At 73.1% G+C, this 19784-nt stretch carries 18 protein-coding genes; 3 read left to right on the top strand and 15 right to left on the bottom strand.

The window, feature by feature from the left end:
- The first annotated feature begins 206 nt into the window (after positions 1–206).
- On the top strand, positions 207–389 hold the full coding sequence (locus tag ACFZAM_RS00170; RefSeq protein WP_223187240.1) for a hypothetical protein: 183 nt from the start codon (positions 207–209) through the stop codon (positions 387–389).
- Between the two features lie 57 nt (positions 390–446).
- Here ACFZAM_RS00170 and ACFZAM_RS00175 read toward each other — a convergent pair whose 3' ends face one another.
- The 4 genes from ACFZAM_RS00175 to ACFZAM_RS00190 all read right to left on the bottom strand — a co-directional run bounded on the left by ACFZAM_RS00175 (position 447) and on the right by ACFZAM_RS00190 (position 5953).
- Complete coding sequence (locus ACFZAM_RS00175) at positions 447–1646, bottom strand: MarP family serine protease (RefSeq protein WP_391041546.1); 1200 nt, start codon at positions 1644–1646, stop codon at positions 447–449.
- Between the two features lie 197 nt (positions 1647–1843).
- Entirely contained in the window at positions 1844–2638 is a 795-nt protein-coding gene (locus tag ACFZAM_RS00180; protein WP_391041548.1) for an NUDIX domain-containing protein, read from the bottom strand.
- Entirely contained in the window at positions 2635–3447 is an 813-nt protein-coding gene (gene nth / locus ACFZAM_RS00185) for an endonuclease III (RefSeq protein ID WP_391041550.1), read from the bottom strand. The genes ACFZAM_RS00180 and nth overlap by 4 nt, the downstream gene beginning before the upstream one ends.
- Before the next feature lie 79 nt (positions 3448–3526).
- Positions 3527–5953 carry an FUSC family protein gene (locus tag ACFZAM_RS00190; protein WP_391041551.1) on the bottom strand — a complete coding sequence of 809 codons (2427 nt, stop codon included), beginning with the start codon at positions 5951–5953 and terminating at the stop codon, positions 3527–3529.
- Positions 5954–6143: 190 nt separating this feature from the next.
- On the opposite strand from ACFZAM_RS00190, the gene ACFZAM_RS00195 reads away from it, so the two are divergent.
- The gene (locus ACFZAM_RS00195) at positions 6144–6707 is read left to right on the top strand and encodes a MarR family transcriptional regulator (protein WP_391041553.1); all 564 of its coding nucleotides are present in this window, start codon (positions 6144–6146) and stop codon (positions 6705–6707) included.
- A 322-nt stretch (positions 6708–7029) separates the two neighbouring features.
- Positions 7030–7704, top strand: a complete 675-nt coding sequence (locus ACFZAM_RS00200) for a Crp/Fnr family transcriptional regulator (protein WP_033174884.1) — start codon at positions 7030–7032, stop codon at positions 7702–7704.
- A gap of 80 nt (positions 7705–7784) precedes the next feature.
- On the opposite strand, the gene ACFZAM_RS00205 is transcribed toward ACFZAM_RS00200, so the two are convergent.
- The 11 genes from ACFZAM_RS00205 to ACFZAM_RS00255 all read right to left on the bottom strand — a co-directional run bounded on the left by ACFZAM_RS00205 (position 7785) and on the right by ACFZAM_RS00255 (position 19602).
- Positions 7785–8744 carry an alpha/beta hydrolase fold domain-containing protein gene (locus ACFZAM_RS00205; RefSeq protein WP_391041556.1) on the bottom strand — a complete coding sequence of 320 codons (960 nt, stop codon included), beginning with the start codon at positions 8742–8744 and terminating at the stop codon, positions 7785–7787.
- Between the two features lie 3 nt (positions 8745–8747).
- On the bottom strand, positions 8748–10040 hold the full coding sequence (kynU, locus tag ACFZAM_RS00210) for a kynureninase (protein WP_391041558.1): 1293 nt from the start codon (positions 10038–10040) through the stop codon (positions 8748–8750).
- Positions 10033–10869, bottom strand: a complete 837-nt coding sequence (locus tag ACFZAM_RS00215) for a tryptophan 2,3-dioxygenase family protein (RefSeq protein WP_355346201.1) — start codon at positions 10867–10869, stop codon at positions 10033–10035. The genes kynU and ACFZAM_RS00215 overlap by 8 nt, the downstream gene beginning before the upstream one ends.
- A 336-nt stretch (positions 10870–11205) precedes the next feature.
- Positions 11206–11964, bottom strand: coding sequence for a DUF3152 domain-containing protein (locus ACFZAM_RS00220; protein WP_391041560.1), 759 nt, complete (start codon positions 11962–11964; stop codon positions 11206–11208).
- 290 nt (positions 11965–12254) lie between these two features.
- The gene (locus ACFZAM_RS00225) at positions 12255–12668 is read right to left on the bottom strand and encodes a DUF3151 domain-containing protein (protein WP_355346204.1); all 414 of its coding nucleotides are present in this window, start codon (positions 12666–12668) and stop codon (positions 12255–12257) included.
- Positions 12669–12915: 247 nt separating this feature from the next.
- Entirely contained in the window at positions 12916–13938 is a 1023-nt protein-coding gene (fbaA, locus tag ACFZAM_RS00230; RefSeq protein ID WP_355346207.1) for a class II fructose-bisphosphate aldolase, read from the bottom strand.
- A gap of 336 nt (positions 13939–14274) precedes the next feature.
- On the bottom strand, positions 14275–14817 hold the full coding sequence (gene pyrE, locus ACFZAM_RS00235) for an orotate phosphoribosyltransferase (RefSeq protein ID WP_391041562.1): 543 nt from the start codon (positions 14815–14817) through the stop codon (positions 14275–14277).
- A 29-nt stretch (positions 14818–14846) separates the two neighbouring features.
- A complete protein-coding gene (locus ACFZAM_RS00240; RefSeq protein WP_355346213.1) occupies positions 14847–15650 on the bottom strand; it encodes an aldose 1-epimerase in 804 nt (267 codons plus the stop codon).
- Between the two features lie 23 nt (positions 15651–15673).
- Positions 15674–16867, bottom strand: a complete 1194-nt coding sequence (locus tag ACFZAM_RS00245) for a CoxG family protein (protein ID WP_391041563.1) — start codon at positions 16865–16867, stop codon at positions 15674–15676.
- A gap of 317 nt (positions 16868–17184) precedes the next feature.
- On the bottom strand, positions 17185–18789 hold the full coding sequence (locus ACFZAM_RS00250) for a polyamine aminopropyltransferase (protein ID WP_391041565.1): 1605 nt from the start codon (positions 18787–18789) through the stop codon (positions 17185–17187).
- A 288-nt stretch (positions 18790–19077) separates the two neighbouring features.
- The gene (locus ACFZAM_RS00255; protein WP_355346222.1) at positions 19078–19602 is read right to left on the bottom strand and encodes a DUF2617 family protein; all 525 of its coding nucleotides are present in this window, start codon (positions 19600–19602) and stop codon (positions 19078–19080) included.
- Positions 19603–19784: the final 182 nt, after the last annotated feature.

The raw sequence follows: 19784 nt of genomic DNA on the forward strand, positions 1-19784 counted from the left end.
CCGCCTCCGCACGGCCTCGCGCCGTAGCTGACTCACCCTCAGCGAGGCTCTGACCCGCCATCAGGTGTCCCTCTGCCAGCGCGCCCGCCCCGTACGCATCAGGCGTCCGCGTGTCGGTCATATGATCCGCAAAATGCCGGACGCATACGCCAACCGGGCGACCGAAGGGCGATTACCGACCAAGGGCTGCGGGCACTTAGCTTCGTATGGGTTGGACGCACGACTACCGTGACGTATCACGCAATCGCCGTAACACTTCCGTCTCCGTCAACAGCGGGGCGCCCTTGGCCGTGCTCCCGCCGGGGGAGCCCCAGATCGGAATCCCGCGCATCCTGCGGCGCCGGGCCCGCTGGGTCGGCGCCCGACTGCGGCACGCCAGGGCGCAGTGACCGCCCGGCCGACGGACGGCCCGGCCGACAGGTACGCCGGGCCGTCCGTCGGTCACCTCACAGCGCGCAGTTCTCCGTGTCGACCTGCTGGCTCGCCGCCCTGCCCGCCGCGATGTCCGGGCGGATCTCGTCAGCGGTGAGCGCGTAACCGGTGTTCGAGTCGTCGAGTGACTTGGCGAAGACGACGCCCGCCACCTGCCCGTTCGTGGTGAGCAGCGGGCCGCCGGAGTTGCCCTGGCGGACGGTCGCGTACAGCGAGTAGACGTCGCGGTGGACGGTGCCGCGGTGGTAGATGTCCGGGCCGTTGGCCTCGATACGGCCGCGGACGCGGGCGGCGCGTACGTCGAAGGCGCCGTTCTCCGGGAAACCGGCCACGATGGCGTCGTCGCGGGACTGTACGTCGCCGCTGGTGAACGTGAGCGCCGGCGCGTTCAGGCGCGGCACGTCCAGGACGGCGATGTCGCGCTGCCAGTCGTAGAGGACCACGCGGGCGTCGTACAGGCGGCCCTTGCCGCCGATCTGCACGGTGGGCTCGGAGACGCCGCCGACGACGTGCGCGTTGGTCATCACGCGGTCCTTGGCGAAAACGAAGCCGGACCCTTCGAGGACCTTCCCGCAGCCCGACGCGGTGCCGACGATCTTGACGATGCTGCGGCGGGCGTCGGTGACGACGGCGCTGTGCACGAGGTTCGGGTCGGGAGGGGGCACCGAGGTGATCGGCTCGGACCCGAAGGGCCCGAAGACCTGCGGCAGGCCGTTCTGCGCGAGGGTGGAGCTGAAGTCGGTGAACCAGGTGTCGGCTTCCTGCGGCACCACCCTGGAGACGCCGAGCAGCACCTTGGACGAGCGCACCTCGCGGCCTATCGTCGGCAGCGCGGTGGTGGCCAGCGCGCTGCCGATCAGCCAGGCCACCAGCAGCATGGCGAGCACATTGACCAGCGCGCCGCCGCCCGCGTCGATGGCGCGGGCGGGCGACCACGTGATGCGGGTCCTGAGCTTGTTGCCCAGGTGCGTGGTGAACGCCTGCCCCACCGACGCGCACACGATGACGACCACCACGGCGGTGATCACCGCGACCGAGCCCGGCGAGGAGTGGTCCGTCGCCTTGTCCCAGAACAGCGGCAGCAGATAGATCGCGGCGAGACCGCCGCCGAGGAAGCCGACCACCGACATGACTCCGACGACGAAGCCCTGCCGGTAACCGACCACGGCGAACCAGACGGCGGCGAGGATGAGCAGAAAGTCCAGCACGTTCACCTGGACACGGTCTCATGGCCGCCCCGCCCGACGGCACCGTACGGCCCAGGTGACCTGCGCGGTACGGCCGATGACCGGCACCAGGGGGCCGAACTCGCCCCGGACACCCCCCGAACACCCCTCGGCGGAGCCCCGGCACGCGCGCCCGGGGACCGCCGTACGAGCCCCGCAGAGGCGGGGTACGGCGCGGACACGCCCTAGGCGAGCGGCACCTTGCGGTCGCGGTCCCAGGGCCGCTCCCAGCCCGCGAACTGCACGATCCTGTCGATCAGCCCCGCGGTGAAACCCCAGACCAGCGCGCCTTCGACCAGGAAGGCCGGGCCGAGGAAGCCGCTGGGGTGGGTCAGGGTCGCGCGGTTGGCGGGGTCGGTGAGATCGGCCACAGGCACCCGGAAGACGCGTGCGGTCTCGGCCGGGTCGACCACGCCGACCGGGGTGGGCCTGCGCCACCAGCCGAGCACGGGGGTCACGACGAAGCCGCTGACCGGGATGTAGAGCCGCGGCAGCACGCCGAAGACCTGGACGCCCGTCGGGTCGAGGCCGGTCTCCTCCTCGGCCTCGCGCAGCGCGGCGCGCACCGGCCCGTCGCCGTCCGGGTCGCCGTCCTCGGGGTCGAGGGCGCCGCCGGGGAAGGAGGGCTGGCCCGCGTGCGAACGCAGCGCCCTCGACCGCTCGATGAGCAGCATCTCGGGGCCCCGGTCGCCGTCGCCGAACAGGATCAGGACGGCGGACTGCCGCCCGCCGCCTTCGGGCGGCAGAAAGCTGCTGAGCTGTTCCGGCCGGACCCCGGCGACGGCGTCGGCCACCGGTTCGAGCCACCGCGGCAGCCCGGCCGTGCTGATCTCGACCCCGGTGCCTTCTCCGGCATCGGCGCCGAAGCCGGCTCGCGCGTCGGCGCCGAGGCCCGCTCGCGGGTCCGTGCCGAAGCCCGCGCCCATGTCCGGCCCGGCACCCGTGTCCGCTCCGGTGCCCGCCCCCCGCGCGTGGGTCATGAGGCCGCCAGCGGGGGCGCGGGCTGGCCCGGGTAGTCCGGCGGGGGCTTCAGGCGCTGTCCGGGGGCGCCGCCCTTCTCGTACTTGAGCAGCTTCTCCGCCTTCTCCGGGTCCGTCTCGCCCTCGCCGTAGGCCGGGCAGAGCGGGGCGATCGGGCAGGCGCCGCAGGCGGGTTTGCGGGCGTGGCAGATACGGCGGCCGTGGAAGACGACGCGGTGCGACAGCATCGTCCAGTCCGACTTCGGGAAGAGCCCGGCGACGTCCTCCTCGACCTTCTCCGGGTCCTGCGACGCGGTCCAGCCGAAGCGGCGGGCGAGGCGGCCGAAGTGGGTGTCCACGGTGATGCCGGGGACACCGAAGGCGTTGCCGAGTACGACATTGGCCGTCTTGCGGCCGACGCCCGGCAGGGTCACCAGGTCCTCGAGACGGCCGGGCACCTCACCGCCGAACCGGTCCCGCAGCGCCGCCGAGAGCCCCTGCACGGACTTCGCCTTGGCGCGGAAGAAGCCCGTCGGGCGCAGGATCTGCTCCAGCGTCTCGGGGTCGGCCACCGCCATGTCCTCGGGCGTCGGGTACTTCGCGAACAGCGCGGGCGTCGTCTGGTTCACCCGCAGGTCCGTGGTCTGCGCGGACAGCACCGTGGCGACCAGGAGCTGGAAGGGATTCTCGAAGTCCAGTTCTGGATGCGCGTACGGATAAACCTCCGCCAGCTCGCGGTTGATCCGCCGCGCCTGCCGTACCAGTCCCGCATGCGTCTGCGCGACCTTCGCCTTCTTGATCTTCTTGACCACCGCACCACTCGTCGCCATGCCGCCAGCCTACGGGCCGCCGCCGACACAGGGCGCCACAACGATCGGGGCGCGGTGTCGCCGGGCCGCGACCGGCGGCTCAGGGGCGGCGGGGCGCGCCGTCACCGGCCGCGCCGGACGCGTGCGGGAGGTCGTCCCCCGGTCCGGGGCGCTCCCCCGCGGCACCGGCCGTCACGCCGTGCGGCCTGTCCGGTACGGGCCCGGCGGCATGCGAGCCGGTGACGATCCGCGAAGTGTCGGCGGGGCCCGCGCCGCGCCCGGTGAAGCCGCGGCCGACGCCGTGTCCCGGCGGGAGTACGGCCAGCTCGTGCAGGAGCTGCCGTAGCCGCAGCAGCGGCCTGGTGACCGGCGGGAGCACCGTACCGGCGGCGGGGAGCCTGGTCAGGAGCGCCGCGTCGGCGGTACGCAGGGCGCGGGCGACCTCGGCCGCGGGCCGGCCCTGCGGGGCGGGCGCGAGCGCCAGGGCGGTGGCCGCGTGGCCGAGCGCGCGGCTGGCCTCCGCCAGGTGCGGCGCGGGCGCGAGGCCGGGTGAGCGGCGCGGGCCGAGCGCCAGGGCCCTGGTCTGCCGCGTGACGGCCGCGTAGAGGGTGAGCCGGTGCCGTACGAGGCGCGGGTCGTTGCCCCACACCAGGGGGCGGGTCAGCGGGCGCGCCACCAGGGCGAGCTGCTGGAGGCGGTGGTCCACCACGCGCACCAGGGCGTCGAGGTCGGCGCCGTCGGGGCTTGCGGACCCGTCCTCGCGGTCGGGGCGGCCGTCGTGCTCCAGGCGCGCGGCGGCGGCGTGCAGCAGCTCGCCCACGGCAGCGAAGTAGCTGCCGCGCGCGCTGCTGACGGTGTCGCGCGTGCTGGTCGGCAGGACGACCAGGGCGACCGCTATGCCGATGGCGGCGCCTATGGCGGTCTCTTCGAGACGCAGCATCAGCAGACCGGCGGAGAACTCGTGGAGCTGGGTGTAGAGCTGCGACACCATGATCGTGACGAAGAAGATCATGGCCGCGTAGGAGAGGCTGACCAGGTAGAAGCCGCAGGACATGCTGAGCACGATGACCGCGATCACCCACAGGGTGTGGCCCGCGGTCAGGTGCGCGAGGCCGATGCCCGCGCCGAGGCCGAGCAGGGTGCCGACGACGCGGTTGGTCGCCTTGATGAAGGTCTCCGAGCGGGTGGCGGTGCCGGTGAAGGCGATGAAGGCGGCGATCACCGCCCAGTAGTAGCGGGCCTCCGACAGCTCGCGGCCGATGACGATGGCCAGGGTGCCCGCGACGGCCACCTGGATCGCCTGCCGCGTGGTCAGCGAGAGGCCGCTGAGCCGCCGCCAGCCGCCGCGCGCCGAGACACCGCCCGCGACCGCGGCGGAGCCGGGCAGCCCGCCCATGGCCAGGGTCACAGCGGGAGCGAAGTCGGCCGGGGCGTCGAGAGCGTCGTCGTGGGTGCCGTGAGCGGGACGGGGGTCGCGGCCGGGGCCGTCTGCCGCGCCTTGTGCGGCCTTCGGGCGCCGCACCTTGTGCCCGCTTCCGTTGTGGGATCGTCCGACGTCCGCCTCCGCGGCGCGCCTGACCTCCCTGACCAGCACCGTGAACTCCCAGGCGGCGGTGGCCAGGTGATAGGCGAAGCAATCTGTGGCGGGTTCGGCGCGCGCGGCCGTCACCGGGTCGTCGGAGTCGACGAGGGCGAGTACATCCCTGGCCCGCCGTTCGGCCGCCGCGTATTCGCTGCGCGCCAGGTGCGCGGCGATGGCCGCGGCCTCGGGCGCGAGGCGCCCTCCGGTGCCCGCGAGCGCGTCAGCCGCGGTCGCCACGGCGTCCACCGCCAGATGCGCGTCCAGCGTCCTGCGGCGTATTCCGGCCGCGGACCGGCCCGGCGGCAGGGTGCCGGGGTGGGCCGACCAGCCCTCGATGACCAGCGCGGTCTCGGCGAGCCTGAGCTGGCGCGAGTGCAGCTCGCGGCGGAGCCGGGCCAGCCGCCGCACGTCCTCGGGGTCGGTCTCCAGCAGGTCGGCGCAGACCCGGGCGACGGCCCCGGCACGTGCGCCGAAGGCGCGGCGGACGCGGGTCAGCGTCCGCTGGGGGTGGGCGCGCAGCACGGTGGTGGACAGCAGCAGGACCCAGCCGGTGGCGATGCCGACCGCGGCGAGCAGGTCGGGGAGCTGCGCGAGGCGGGCGTCGAGGAAGGCGGCGAAGAAGTAGCCCATCCAGATCATGAAGCCGTAGAAGAAGTACGGCAGTCCGAAGCGGCGGATGAAGACGGCCACGAACATGACGGCGACGAAGACCGCGAGCATCGCGTCGGTGTGCCCGGCCACCGAGACGCCGATGACCATGCCGGTGCCGATGGCGACCGGGAAGAACACGGCCGTGCGGATCTTCGGCAGCACCTGGGTGCCGTCCAGCGCCATCGAGCCCATCATCGCCATGACGGTGCCCAGCAGCATGCCGACGAGGGTGCCCTGGGGGCCCGCGTGCGTGGCGCGCCCGTAGCCGTACTCGATCGCCAGGGTGGTGCTCATGGCGACCGCCGCGCCGAACGCCGTGCGGAGTCTTTGCAGGCCCGGGTCCGATCCGACTATCCGGTCCCAGACCTCGCGCGTCCAGCCGCTCGACCCCACCGCGTCCCCTCCCGCTCGGCCTCGCCGAATTCATCGGTATGATGCCGATATTAACACGTGCATCGTACCGATATCTGGATCTGGAGTGGCCGTGGCAGGGACCGAGAAGGCAGAGGGGGCCGACGGGACCTCCGCCGCGCTCGATGTGATCGAGCATCAGACCGCCGTGCTCGTCAGGAATTTCGAGCTGTTCTACCGGCGCACCGACATCCACGACACCCTGGACCGGGCCGAGTACCTGCTGCTGCGCACCTTGGCCGGGGGCGGCCCGCAGGACATCAACTCGCTCGCCGCCGCGCTCGGCCTCGACCCCTCGACGGCCGGCCGCCAGGCGGCAGCGCTCCAGACCCAGGGCCTGGTCGCCCGCTCCCCCGCCCCCACCGACCGGCGGCGCAGCATCGTCACGCCGACCGCCGAGGGGCTGCGGCGGATGGAGGAGGTACGCGCCCGGCGCGCGGAGAGCCTGGCGGGGCTGCTCGACGGCTGGACCGAGGAGGAACGACGCACGCTGGGTGCGATGTTCACCAAATACAACCGGTCGGTGACCGCGCGCTTCCTGACGACGGCGCCGGGGACGGCAGCACCGGGGACCCCCCACGAGGGCACGTCCACCGCGGCGCAGGTACCGGCACCTGAACCGGTGCCGGTGCCGTAAATCCGCGAAGGTCCGGTAAACCCGCGCCGACGCGGGCGTTCGAGCCGTCAGGCGCGCAGGAATTCGTACGAAATTCGTACGGCCGTGCGCGAAGGGCCCACTCCGACGCCCCAGCCGTTATGTTGTTCGCTCATAGCGGAATCCGGCTCAGGGGCCACCCGTTCGGCCCTTCCTGAGCCGTTTACGGACCCCGATCGGACCCCCAATCGGACCCCCGGAGCACGGCTACGGGCCTGGATAAGACATCCTTGTGATTGATCGCACTGTTTGAGACGTCATGCATCATGGGGAAATCCCAGCGATGTCGACAAGGAGAGAGCTCGTGGACGACGTTCTGCGCCGTGCCCCGCTTTTCGCGGCGCTCGACGACGAGCAGGCCGCTGAACTGCGCGCCTCCATGACGGAGGTCACGCTCGCGCGTGGCGACTCGCTGTTCCACGAGGGTGACCCCGGGGACCGGCTGTACGTCGTCACCGAAGGCAAGGTCAAGCTGCACCGCACCTCGCCCGACGGCCGCGAGAACATGCTCGCCGTGGTCGGCCCCGGTGAGCTGATCGGCGAGCTGTCGCTCTTCGACCCCGGCCCGCGCACCGCCACCGCCACCGCGCTGACCGAGCTGAAGCTGCTCGGCCTGGGCCACGGCGACCTCCAGCCCTGGCTGAACGTACGGCCCGAGGTCTCCACCGCCCTGCTGCGCGCCGTCGCCCGCCGCCTGCGCCGCACCAACGACGTCATGTCCGACCTGGTCTTCTCCGACGTCCCCGGCCGCGTCGCCAAGGCGCTGCTCGACCTCTCCCGCCGCTTCGGCGTGCAGTCGGAAGAGGGCATCCACGTCGTCCACGACCTCACGCAGGAAGAGCTGGCCCAGCTCGTCGGCGCCTCGCGCGAGACCGTCAACAAGGCCCTCGCGGACTTCGCGGGCCGCGGCTGGCTCCGCCTGGAGGCCCGCGCCGTGATCCTCCTGGACGTCGAGCGGCTGGCCAAGCGCTCCCGCTGACCCCCTCGGCACCGCACGCACACGAAGGCCCCCGCCCGGTCGAACCGGGCGGGGGCCTTCGCGCTGCCGGGCGGCCCCGGCTACCAGGCGAGTTGGGCGATCTCGTCCGCGACGGCCGCGCAGGCCGCCGTGGACGGGTCGATCAGCGGGAAGTGGCCGGTGCCGGGCAGCCACGCGGCGACGACCTCCTCGCCCGCGACCGCCGCGGCACGGGCGAAAGCCTGGCTGACCTGCGACGGAACCTCATTGTCAGTGGTGCCGTGCACGATGGTTGTGGCGATACCGGTGGGCAGCAGCGCGGCGGGGTCGGCGTCGGGCAGACGTGCCGTCAGGTGCTCGGGTCCGCCCAGCAGGTCGACGACCGCGCCGGAGCAGACACCCAGCCGGATCGCCGAGGTGAGGTCGGCGATCGGGGCGAGGGCCACGACGCCGCGTACGGGGGGAGGTGAGGGGCGGTGCCAGGGGGATTCAGGGGGCAGGACATGACGGGCGGCGGCCCACAGCGCGAGGTGGCCGCCCGCGCTGTGGCCGGTCAGGACGGTGCGGCGGGGGTCGACCACGTCGGCGCCGAGCGCCCGCACGGCGAGCGCGGGCAGCGCGTCGAGGGCGGCGGCCACGTCGTCGAAGGTGTCGGGCCAGCGCCCGGCCGGTGGCAGCGCGTCCGGCGCGGGGTCCGAGCCGTCGCGGCCTTCCTGCGGCGCCTCAAGGGCCGGGCCGCGGCGGTATTCGACCGACGCGACGGCGTAGCCGTGGGTGGTGAGGTGGGCCGCGAGCGGCGAGACGTGGGCGCGGTCGTGGGCGGCGCGCCAGGCACCCCCGTGGAAGAGGGCCACCAGCGGGGCCGGACGGCCGGTGGGGGCGCCCTCGGCGGGGGCGGGCCGGTAGAAGTCGACCACCTGGTCGGGGTGGTCGCCGTAGGACGCGGTGGCGTCCGGCGGCACCGGAGCGTGGCCGAACGCCGACGCCTCCTCGGCCGCCGCCCGTCGCCCGGAGGCGGCATCGGCGGCGGGCGGGGACGTGGAGGGGTCGGCAGCGGACATCGGTTACGTGGTCCCTTCGGGTACGTCGAGCGGGTCGGTTTCCTGCGGTACGGCGGTGGGTCGGGCCGCGACGGGCGTGCCCGGTCCGCCGGCCAGGACGTCGGCCAGTACGCGGGCGGCGCGCAAGGCGTCGGCGTACCGGGTGTAGAGCGGTGTGAAGCCGAAGCGCAGCACGTCGGGGCGCCGGTAGTCGCCGACGATGCCGCGCGCGGTCAGCTCGCGCATCACCTCGCCCGCCCCCGCGCAGCGCAGCGAGACCTGGCTGCCGCGCTCCGCGTGGTCGGCGGGTGTGATCGGCTCGGCGCGCCCGTACGGCACCAGCGCGGCCACGCAGTCCAGGAAGAAGTCGGTCAGCGCCAGGCTCTTGGCCCGCACGTCCGCGACGGCGACACCGTCCCAGACGTCGAGCGCCGCGTCCAACGCGAGCAGCGACAGGATCTCCGGCGTGCCGACCCGCCCGCGGGGCGCGCCGTCCGCCGGGGCGTACGCCGGGGCCATGCCGAACGGGTCGGCGTGCGAGTTCCAGCCCGGCAGCGGCGAGTCGAAGCGGGGCTGAAGCTCACGCCGCACATAGAGGTACGCGGGCGCGCCGGGCCCGCCGTTGAGGTACTTGTACGTGCAGCCGACCGCGAGGTCCACGCCGTCCGCGTCGAGCGCGACGGGCAGCGCGCCCGCGCTGTGGCACAGGTCCCAGACCGCGAGGGCGCCCGCCGCGTGCAGGGCCGCCGTGACGGCGGACAGGTCGTGCAGCCGCCCGGTGCGGTAGTCCACGTGGTTGACCAGCGCCACGGCGGTACGGTCACCGGCCGCGTCCGCGATCTCGGCCGCGTCCACCGCGCGCACGGTGTGACCGGTCAGCCGGGCCGCCGACGCGGCGATGTAGCCGTCCGTGGGGAAGGTCGCCGCGTCCACCAGGATCTCGGTGCGGTCGGCGGGCGCCATCCGCACGGCGGCGACCAGCGCCTTGAAGACATTCACGCTGGTCGAGTCCCCGACCACGACCTGTCCCGGCGCGGCGCCCACCAGCGGCGCGATCCGGTCGCCGATCCGCTCGGGTGCGGTCCACCAGCCGCTCTCCTCCCAGGACCGGATGCGCAGCTCGCCCCACTCCCGGGTGACGACGTCGCTCAGCCGGGGCAGCACGGCGGTGGACAGCGCGCCCAGCGAGTTGCCGTCCAGATAGACGGTGTCGTCCAGCACGAAGCGGTCCCGCACGGCGGCCAGCGGATCGGCGGCGTCCAGCGCGTCCGCGCGGTCCTGAAGGGCGGCATCCCGTGCCGCGACGGCCTCAGACATGGCTGCGCGCCGTCCACAGCTCGGGAAAGACGTTCTTCGTGGCGCGCTTCTCCAGCCAGGCCACCCCCGCCGAACCGCCCGTGCCCGACTTGGCGCCCATCGCCCTGCGCGTGGCCACCAGGTGGTCGTTGCGCCAGCGCCAGACCAGCTCGGCGACATCCGTCAGGGCCTCGCCGAGCCTGATCAGCTCGGTGTCCTGGTCGGCGTCCGCGTACACGCTCTGCCACGCCCGCTCGACCTCGGCGTGCGGCTCGTACCGCAGCGCCGGGTCGCGCTCCAGCACCTCGGCGGGCACCGCGTAGCCGCGGCGGCTGAGCAGCCGCAGCACCTCGTCGTACAGGCTCGGCTCGGTCAGCGCCTTCTCCAGCTCCGCGTGCGCGCTGGGGGTGCCCCGGTGCGGCACCAGCATCGACGCGGACTTGTCCCCGAGCAGGAACTCCAGCCGCCGGTACATCGCCGACTGGAACCCGGAGCCCTCCCCGAGGGCCGACCGGTACGCGTTGAACTGCGCGGGGGTGAGATTGGCGATCGGTTTCCACGAGGCGTTCAGCGACTCCAGCTCCGGCAGGCTGCGCTTGAGCGCCGCCATCGCCGTCGGCAGGTCGTCCTCCCTGAGCGCCGCCGCCGCGGTGGTCCATTCGTGGACCAGCAACGTGAACCACAGCTCCATCACCTGCGTGGTGACCAGAAAGGCCATCTCGCCGGGCTCGTCGGACAACGGGTGCTGCAAGTGGGTCAGTACGGACGCCTGCACGTAGTCCTCGTACGGCGTGCTGCCCTCGAACGAGAGGTTCGGGGTCGCCGCCTCATCGGTCGGTGCGTCGGACATGGTCTTACCTCCAGAAGCGGACCCGGGATCACCGGGCTACGCCGAGATCATCTGCGGTGCGGCCCAATCCGGCAAGGCCCGGCTCCCCCCAGGGTGCCCCTGCGCAAGGGCCAGCGCCCCCCGGGGTGCGCTCGCGCGAGGGGCTGCGCCCCTCCGGCACCGCTGCGCAGGCGGGTTCGCCGGTAGCCAGCGAGCCAAAGGCGGCGCCGGTGTTGAAAGGGAGAACGCGCACAGCGACCGAGGAACGAGGGAGCGAGCACGATCGACCGTCGACACCGGATTTAAGCCGCCGGAGGCGAGAGGGCGGCAAAAAGGGGGCGCCAGAGGGATCACCCCTCACTCCACCCCCGGACCTCCCACGTACGTCCCCTTCGGGTCGTACGGCCACTCGTTCGCTCGGCACCCGTTCAGGCCCTTGATCTGCTGCATCATCACCGGGGCCGGCCTTCCCGGGCCCGGGCAGCCCTCGTGGCCGTGGCCGATGCGGTGGCCGACCTCGTGGTTGATGATCAGGGCGCGGTAGCCCTCGATGGGGCCCTTGAACTCGGGGGAGCCGAGCAGCCAGCGCTTGAGGTTGACGACGACGGTGGAGCCGACGTCGCAGTTGACCTCGCCGCGGGTGAGGAGACCGGCGGCTCCGCAGATGTCGTCGACGGTGTCGGGGGTGGCGATCTTGACGACGAAGTCGGCGCGGCCGGAGGAGACGAGCTGGAAGCCGTCGTGGCCGTCGGCGGTCCAGCCGCGGGGGTTGGCGAGGATGGCGGCGATCTCGTGGGCGGCGTCGGCGGCGGACAGGTCGATACCGCCTTCGACCTCGACCTTGTAGCGGCGGATGGTGCCGTGTCCCGTGGCCTTGCCGCTGGCGTCGGCGGTGCTGAAGCGGCCGGTGCCGGAGACGGGCACCTTCGGCGGCTCCGCCTTGTCCCTCGCGGACGGCGGAGTGCCGCCCCCGGTGTCACCGTCACTGCCGCTGGCGTCGCGGGCCGGTGCCGTGGTGGCGCCGAGGCCGTGGTCGATGGCGGCGGCGGAGTCGACGTTCCTGCCGTGGTTCCAGGTGGCGTACCCGACGCCCGCGGTCACCATGATCAGTCCCACGGCCAGGGCGGAGCCGACTATCGCGGCGCGGCCCCTCGTCCGACGTCGGCCCGGTTGACGGCGTGGCTGTGCCAAGACTCCCCCTGCGCTGGCGCAGCGGTCGTCGAGGCCCCGGCTCCCCGGCCGGTCTCACCCCGTGCTGCGTGTGGACAACCGGATCAGAATCGCACATGGATACGGGGGCTGAGGCGTCGGTCCGCCCTTGTGGCACGACTGCGACAAAGCACGTTCCCCCTGGTGAGACCCAGGGGGAACGCGGGGGAAACAGGAAAAGAAGGGCGGGCCGGCCGTCAGGTCAGGGTGTCGGCGGCGGTCGGCGAGCTGTCCCGCAGGAAGACCGTGCAGCGCTCGTACTCGTCCTGCTCGCCGATCGCCTGGGCGGCGCGGGCCAGCGCGTGCAGGGCGCGGAGGAAGCCGCGGTTCGGCTCGTGCTCGAAGGGCACGGGACCGTGGCCCTTCCACCCGGCGCGGCGCAGCGAGTCGAGGCCGCGGTGGTAGCCGGTACGGGCGTAGGCGTACGACTCCACGACGCTGCCGGCCTCGAAGGCGTCGTCGGCGAGCTGCGCCCAGACCAGGGAGGAGGCCGGGTATTTCGCCGCGACCTCGGCGGGCGCGGTACCGGAGGCGAGCAGTTCGCGCGGCTCCGGGTCTTCGGGCAGATGGGTCGGGGCGGGTCCCCCGAGCAGGTTCTCGTTGATGGCCATGCGTTCCAGTCTGCCCGAGCCCCCACCGTAAAGGCCCCCGGCAGATGCCAGGGGCCTTCGGCGACGAGCCCGAAACCGCGCGGGGAGGCCCGGAGGCCGCCCGCACACGCAGCCGTACGAGGGCCGACAACGTCATGCGGTCCGTCCCGGAACCCGTCCGGAAGCCGGTCCTGTGCAGTACGCCGTCCCGGAAACCGTCCGGAAGCCGGTCCCGTCCGGAACGCCGTCCCGGAAACCGTCCGGAGGACTACTTGCGCTTGTTGCCCGCCGACCGCAGGTTCTCGGCGGCGACGACCACGCGGGCGGCCATGCCGGCCTCGGCGGCCTTGCCCCAGACGCGGGGGTCGTAGGTCTTCTTGTTGCCGACCTCGCCGTCGACCTTCAGGACGCCGTCGTAGTTGCGGAACATGTGGTCCGCGACGGGCCGGGTGAAGGCGTACTGGAGGTCGGTGTCGATGTTCATCTTGACGACGCCGTTCTCCAGCGCCTCGTTGATCTCCTCGAGCGTGGAGCCCGAGCCGCCGTGGAAGACGAAGTCGAAGGCGTTGGCCTTGCCGTACTTCTGGGCGACCGCGTCCTGGAGCTCCTTGAGGATGCCCGGACGCAGGACGACGTTGCCCGGCTTGTAGACGCCGTGGACGTTGCCGAAGGAGGCGGCCAGCAGGTAGCGGCCCTGCTCGCCCAGGCCGACGGCCTCGACGGTGCGGTAGGCGTCGTCGACGGTGGTGTAGAGGTTGTCGTTGATCTCGTGCGAGACGCCGTCCTCCTCACCGCCGGTCGGGGTGATCTCCATCTCCAGGATGATCTTGGCCTTGACGGCCTCGGCCAGCAGTTCCTTGGCGATGGCGAGGTTGTCGTCCAGGTTCTCCGCCGAGCCGTCCCACATGTGGGACTGGAACAGCGGGTCGCGGCCCGCGGCCACGCGCTCCTGCGAGACCTTCAGCAGCGGACGCACGTACGCGTCCAGCTTGTCCTTGGGACAGTGGTCGGTGTGCAGCGCGACCGTGATCGGGTACTTCTCGGCCACGATGTGCGCGAACTCGGCGAGCGCGACCGAGCCGGTCACCATGTCCTTGTTGTACTGACCGCCCAGGAACTCCGCGCCGCCCGTGGAGATCTGGATGATGCCGTCGCTCTCCGCCTCGGCGAGGCCGCGCAGCGCGGCGTGCAGGGTCTGCGACGAGGTGACATTGATGGCCGGGTAGGCGAACTTGCCTGCCTTCGCCCGGTCGAGCATCTCGCTGTAGACCTCGGGGGTTGCGATGGGCATCGTGTCCGCTCCTCATGATCTGCGGGTGGTCCTGCTGTGGCCTTACTGGCGTGGCGACGTCTTTGTCGCCCCCATCTTCCCAGACTCGAACGGATACACCACCTCCGTGCACACCCAGTGGACGACGGCCTCTGGAGTGTTTCACGTGAAACACTCCAGAGGCCGGAAAAACGCAGGTCAGAGCCGGTCGAAAGCGCTCAGGACCCGGTCGGGGCAAGCTCGGAGCCCGCTCCGCGCCGACTCAGGACCGACTCAGGATTGACTCAGGACCGGCTCAGGACCGCGACACGGCTGCGCGGCTCAGGCGGCTCACGCGACTCAGGCGGCTCACGCGACTCAGGCGAGGCCCAGGTCGTCCAGCGAGTACGCGGCCAGGTACGGCAGTCCCGCGTCCGCGATCGCCCCGGCCGCGCCGCGGTCCACGATGACGGCGACGGCCACCACCTCGCCGCCCGCCTCCCGTACCGCCTCGACCGCGGTCAGCGGCGAACCGCCCGTGGTCGAGGTGTCCTCGACCACCAGCACGCGGCGGCCCTTGACCTCGGCGCCCTCGATACGGCGCTGCAAGCCGTGCGCCTTGTTGGCCTTGCGGACCACGAACGCGTCGAGCCGCTGCCCGCGCGCCGCGGCGGCGTGCAGCATCGAGGTGGCCACCGGGTCGGCGCCGAGCGTCAGCCCGCCCACCGCGTCGAAGTCCAGTTCGGCGGTGAGGTCGAGCATCACCTGTCCGGCGAGCGGCGCGGCCTCGCCGTCCAGGGTGATCCGGCGCAGGTCGACGTAGAAGTCGGCCTCGAGCCCCGAGGAGAGGGTCACCTTGCCGTGCACCACGGCCTTGTCCTTGATCTGCCGCAGCAGCGCGTCTCGCGTCTGGTCACTCATGCCGACCAGTATCCCGGCAGGCCGGGGGCTCAGCCGATCCGGTGCCAGGTCCACTCCGTGCTGATCTCCAGCGGGTCGATCGGGGTGACCAGGCGGGGCAGGGTGTTGAGGCCGTTCGGCGGGCCGGACTGGGGCTCGACGCAGACCGCCTCGGTCGGCTCGGTGTAGACGACCGCCCATTCGGAGGGGCTGGTCACCCGGACCGTCATCTCGCCGGGCCAGGTGAGGGTGATGTCCACGCCGTCGGGCATGCCGAAGCAGTCGTCCCAGGGGCCGGGCCTGGGGTCGACGCGGTTGCCGTTCGGCAGGTGGTTGTCGCCGCGCTCCTCCTGCCAGGCGGCGGTGAAGGCCAGTTCGACGTCCTGGCCGCCCTGGCCGAGGTTGCGCAGCCACCACGGGTGCCAGCCCGCCTGCGCGGGGAAGGAGTCGCCGGACGCGTCGGCCTCGACGCTGAGCGTCAGCTTCACCGAGTGCGGGGCCAACTCGACGGTGTGCGTCACCCGTCCGGGGTACGGCCACGGCTCGGCGAGGTCGAAGTAGTACGCGGCGGTGGTCTCGGTCGCGGGCGCGGCCTCCTGCCAGGCGGTGTGGCGCCCGGTGCCGTGGATGGCGTGCGGGGGCGCGTCGACGGGGAGTTGATGGGTGACACCGCCGTTGCGGAACACCCCGTTCTCCGTACGGCCGCACCACGGCACCATCAGGAAGGCGCCGAATTTGTCTCCCTGGCGCAGGAGTTCGGTCCCGCCGACCTTCAATGAGGCGATCCGGCAGCCGTCGTGGGGCCGCAGGATCAGTTCGGCGTCGCCCGCCGTCAGCTTCGTCTCGTTCGACACGGAACGAGAGTAACCGGGCTGTGTTACCTGCGGCGTCGCAGCACCCGGCCGACGACCACGGCGGACGCGACGAGAGCCGCGGCGGCGGGGGCCGCCCAGCGCAGGGTCGCCGCCGCGGAGGTGGCGTCCGGCGCGGGTACGGGCGCGTAGCGTCCGCGCGGCGGCGCGTGGTCGACCTCCTCGGCGCTGCGGCCGATCATCGTGCGGCGGGCGTGCGCGGCCTCGGCGGGCGGCACCAGGTCGTCCAGGGCGGCGGCGCTCTCCGGGACCTCCACCTCGACCTCGACCAGCTCGAAGTCGTCCAGGTCGGACGGCGGGGCGGGCTCGCCGAGGTCGTCCACGACGTCCGCCTCGGGCTCGGCGGGCTCGGCGTCCTCATCGGAGTCGGCCTCGGCGGAGTCGGCCTCGTCCGAGTCGGTGTCGGAGGGGTCGGACTCCGTGGTGATCCGGGGGTCCCCGGCGGGCGTGTCGGCGGCGTCCTCCGCGGTGTCATCAGCGGTGTCAGCCGTATCGCCAGCGGTGTCGGCGGCTTCCTCGGCCACGGCGTCCGCCGCTCCCGCCTCGGCGCCCGGCTCGTCCGGCCGCTCCGAGGATTCCGGCCGCTCCAACGATTCCGCCTGCTTCAGCGATTCCGCCCGCTCCGAGGATTCCGGCCGCTCCGAGGCCGCCCCTGCCTCCACGACCGGCACGATCGTTTCTTCGACGGTCACGTCCGAGGGCGCCGGGTCCGGGGCCGTCTCCTCCTCCGGCGCGTGCGCCGCCAGGTCCGCGGAGAAACGGTCCAGCAGCCGCCGTACCGCCGCTTCCACGACGTCCGGCTCGTACGACGCCAGGCGGCCCTCGGCCTGGGCCGCGCCGCGGAAGATCAGCAGAGCGCCCGGCTCCGGGTGCGTGGCCTCGGCCACGACGATCTCCAGCGTGGCCTTGACCGTGCCCGTACCGCGCACCTCCGTACCGCTCGCCTCCACCGCGAAGGGCGACGAGGTGCCGGTGACGCGGACCGTGCCGCGGTAGGTGATCGTGGAGCCGCCCACGCGCAGGCGGAGGCGGCCCGCGGCGCCGCCTTCCGGCGCGGACCCGTCAGCCCCGTCGGCGCCGTCCGCGGCGCCGGACGCGTCCGGCTGCCAGCCGGGCAGGCTCGCGGTCACGCGCGCGGGGCTGCGCAGGGCGTGGCCGATGCGGGTGGGGCTGACCGGGACGAAGACCTCGTGCTCCATGCGGCGGAGCCTACCCACCGGGACGGTGCCACGCGGCTTCGCGGGCGGAACTTTTTACGGGCATACGTGGCACGCGGCCCGGGCCCGTACGGACGCGCCCGCCGCCGTACGCCACCGCCGTACACCCGCGGGCCCGGGCCCGTACGGACGCGCCCGCCGCCGTACGCCGCCGCCGTACACACTCCCCCTTGTGCACACGCCCGGCGCCGTACGCCCGTCCCCCTGTCGACGCGCCCGGCGCCGTACATCCGCCCCCGCACCCGTACGCGGGCGTCCCGTCCCCTTACGCCACCCGGCGTCCCCGCCGGCCGGCCGTCTCACCGCACCCTCGGGCGCAGCAACGTCGAGGCCGGGAGGGACTCGGTGGGGCGGCCGGCCAGCGGGGCGGCGGCGGCCTTGCGCAGCAGCGCGGGGGTCAGCCAGAGGTCAGGGGGGTGGCGGGGCGGGAGGGCGATGGCGGGGGTGGTGAGGCCGGACAGCACGAAGCCCCAGTTCGTGGCGGACGGCGGCACCGAGCCCGACCAGCGGTCGGGCCCCGCCTGCGCCCCGCACGTGCGGCCGGTGATCCAGTACGGCGCCGTCCGCAGCCCCACCGCCCGCAAGGTGGCCTCGATGGTCCAGAAGGTGTGCGTGGAGGCGCTGGGCGTGCCCGCGTGGACGGCGAGCCGCCCGCCGGGGGCCAGCGTGCGCGCGGCGAGCCCGTAGAACTCCTCCGAGTACAGCTTCGCGCTGCGCGAGATCCCCGGGTCCGGCAGGTCGGCGATGATCACGTCGAACGGTCCGCGCCGCTCCTCGCGCAGCCAGTCGAAGGCGTCGGCCGTGACGGCGGTGACGCGCGGGTCGTCGTACGCGTGCCGGTTGAGCGCGGACAGGCCGGGGTCGGTACGGGCGAGGCGGACGAGTTCGTCGTCGAGGTCCACGACGGTGACGGCGCGGACCCCGCTGTAGCGCAGCGTCTCGCGCAGGGCGAGGCCGTCGCCGCCGCCGAGGATGAGGACGCGGCCGTGCGGGCCGTTCATCGCGGGGTGCACCAGGGCCTGGTGGTAACGGAATTCGTCCGTGCCGCAGACCCGTAGCCGTCCGTCCAGGAAGAGTTGGAGCGGGGCTCCGGTCCTGCCGCCGCCGGTGAGGACGATCTCCTGCACGGCGGTCTGTTCCGCGACGCGCACCTGTCCCCCGTACACCGCGTGCCGCGCCGCCGCTTCGAAGGGCCCGGCGGCAGCGGCGGCGGCGCCGAGCACCGCGAGCACGGAGACGTTCGCGGCCAGCAGCCACCAGCGGGTGCGGGCGGACAGGTCGCCGCGGAAGAGCCACAGCACGGTCGCGCCGCCCGCCACCGCGTTGACCACGCCGGTGGCCAGCGCGCCGGTCAACTGCCCGAAGTGCGGCAGGAGAAGGAAGGGGAAGGCGAGGCCGCCGACGAGCGCGCCCACGTAGTCCGCGGCGAAGAGGTCGGCGACGGCGCCGCCCGCGTCCTGCCGCCGGATCCGCTGGACGAGCGTCATCAGCAGCGGCACCTCGGCGCCGATCAGCACGCCGATCGCGAACGCGCAGCCGATCATGGCCAGTCGGGCCTGTCCCGCCCACGCGAAGCAGGCGTAGAGCGCCATCACCGACAGCCCGCCGACCAGCGCGAGCGCCGTCTCGACGGCGGCGAAACCGGCCGCGGCCCGTATCCGCAGCCGCTTGGCGAGCAGCGAGCCGCAGCCCATCGCGAAGACCATCACGGAGAGGATGACCGACGCCTGGGTGACGGAGTCGCCGACCAAGTAGGAGGCGAGCGCGACGAGTTCGAGCTCGTAGACCAGGCCGCAGGCGGCGCAGACGAAGACGGCGGCCAGGACCAGCGCGCGTGCGGCGCCCGCGGCCACGGGAAGCCGCAGGTCGAGTGGTGCCGCGGTGCGGCCTGGCTGGTCGATCATGAGTGCACGCTATGTCAGTCCGGTGGCGGCACAAGTCACCCACAGGGGTGTAATCAGGGGCGGTTGACGGCGCTTTCGCGGACCGCACCGGCGCACGGGGGTACGGGTGCGGCGCACGGTGTGGACGTATGTACCGTCGGCCGTACGGGCGTTCGTCCGTCGGTGCGTACGGAGGTACGGTTCGCGCGCCGGACCGCCCGCGCGCGGGTGCCGCCGACGTACGTCCGTACCGCACGGGTCGGAAGGCGCGGCTCCGCGCGGACCGGCGCCGTACGCCCCAACACCCCTTCAAGGAAGGGCGTTCACCCGGGTCCTGGTGGTCACCAGCCGTCCCTCCTGCGGGTACGCGTGCCAGGTGCGCCACCGCACACTGCCCTCCGCGCACTGCACGAGCATCGCGGTGAAGGCGTGCGGGTCGCCGGGGAAGGTGCCCGCGAGACCATTGGGGTGGTCGGCGACCAGCGCGAGCAACTCCTGGGCGCGGCCCGCGAAGGAGCCCTGCGACAGCGTCTCGATCCGGGCCGCGAACTCGTAGTCCCAGCCGCCGACCCTGCGTGCCACGCCGAACGGCAGCGGCGCCTGGCTGCCCGGCATGCACGCGACGGTCTCCGAACACCCGCCGTCACGACCGGTGTCGACCAGTACCTGGTGGGACGCGCCGAGCAGCCGCATCTGGACCTTGGCCCGCAGCCCGCGCGTGTCGCCGACTTCGAGGTCGAGCACGGCGAGCGCGGGCAGCGGGTCCTTCCCGAGACACCACGCGAGGTCTCCGGCACGGGTGTCGGTGTAGGCGGTCTGGAGGGTGGTGAGCATGGGTCGGCTCCGCAAGCACGCAGTGGATGATGGGCCGACCCGCGTCTGACGGAGAGACGCGGCGGCTCGGTGCCCACGTGGGGTCCGGTAGATCCGAGAGCTACGGAATCATGAAACTCGCGCCGTCCTCAGCGTTTTTACCCATCTGTGCGTACTTTCCATCCCTTGGAGCGCTTAAGGGC

Origin of the sequence: Streptomyces sp. NPDC008079, assembly GCF_042957385.1 — a bacterium.
Taxonomy (GTDB): domain Bacteria; phylum Actinomycetota; class Actinomycetes; order Streptomycetales; family Streptomycetaceae; genus Actinacidiphila.